This is a genomic window from Prevotella lacticifex, from assembly GCF_019973375.1.
Classification (GTDB): Bacteria; Bacteroidota; Bacteroidia; order Bacteroidales; family Bacteroidaceae; genus Prevotella; species Prevotella lacticifex.
In genome coordinates this window covers 1-405 of record NZ_BPTV01000022.1, presented here as the reverse complement: position 1 = coordinate 405, position 405 = coordinate 1, and the positions used below count along the sequence as shown (strand labels likewise).

At 42.0% G+C, this 405-nt stretch carries 1 tRNA gene; it reads left to right on the top strand.

Going from position 1 to position 405, the window contains the following annotated elements:
• Positions 1-52: 52 nt before the first annotated feature.
• Positions 53-126 (top strand) — tRNA-Ala (locus LDN30_RS16230).
• Positions 127-405 lie beyond the last annotated feature (279 nt).

The following is a 405-nucleotide window of genomic DNA, read 5'->3' as shown; positions in this document are numbered from 1 at the left end:
TACATATTTTTATATGTCGGAAGATGACAGTTATGATACGGACCTAGGTTACGGGGGATTAGCTCAGCTGGCTAGAGCACCTGCTTTGCAAGCAGGGGGTCAACGGTTCGAATCCGTTATTCTCCACTTTGGGAATCAAATTTCAGCAAAGAGATTTGATGTTCTCAAAAGATCTTTGACATATTGATACAAGCGAAACTGTAGAAAGAACAATCAACAATGTTCATTTCTGTGGAAATCGTTCCATAGGTGTCGTTGCTTTTAGCATCGGGACCGTGTGGAAATGACTTCTATAGACAAGACAGCTGAAAGTATGAGCTACATTCACTCTGTTATTCTTTCGAGGATGACAGATGAAAGCGACAAGAAAGTAATTAAGGGCGCATGGTGGATGCCTTGGCTCAC